The organism is Blastococcus sp. TF02A-30 (genome assembly GCF_003319185.1).
In the GTDB taxonomy this organism is placed as follows: Bacteria; Actinomycetota; Actinomycetes; order Mycobacteriales; family Geodermatophilaceae; genus Blastococcus.
In genome coordinates, this window is record NZ_QOHJ01000028.1 from 1 (window position 1) to 540 (window position 540).

Annotated in this window: 1 protein-coding gene; it reads right to left on the reverse strand. The window is 64.6% G+C overall.

Annotated elements, in window-relative coordinates:
* Nucleotides 1-54: 54 nt before the first annotated feature.
* Nucleotides 55-540: elongation factor P (gene efp, locus DQ241_RS20295; RefSeq protein ID WP_113832077.1), on the reverse strand; the 486-nt coding region annotated here is incomplete at its 5' end.

The window sequence follows — 540 nt, forward strand, 5'->3', positions numbered from 1 at the left end:
AGATGTGTATAAGAGACAGGCGCGCTTGCGCGCCTTGGTGCGGGCGCTCACTCGTCAGTTGACGCGGCCGAGGTAGTCGCCGGTGCGGGTGTCGACCTTGACCTTGGTGCCGGTCTCCAGGAACAGCGGCACCTGGATCTCGTAGCCCGTCTCGACGGTGGCGGCCTTCGTGCCCGCCGACGAGCGGTCGCCCTGCAGGCCGGGCTCGGTGTAGGTGATCTCCAGCACGACCGAGGCGGGCAGGTCGATGTACAGCGGGTTGCCGTTGTTGAGGGCGATCGTGACCTGCTGGTTCTCCAGCAGGAAGTTCGCCGCGTCGCCGACGACCGTCGCGGGCACGTTGATCTGGTCGTAGTCCGTCGCATCCATGAACACGAAGCTCTCGCCGTCGTTGTACAGGTACGTGAAGTCGCGGCGGTCGACGTTCTCGATGTCAATCTTGGCCCCGGCGTTGTAGGTGCGGTCGACGACCTTGCCCGAGACGACGTTCTTGAGCTTCGTGCGGACGAACGCGCCGCCCTTTCCGGGCTGTCTCTTATA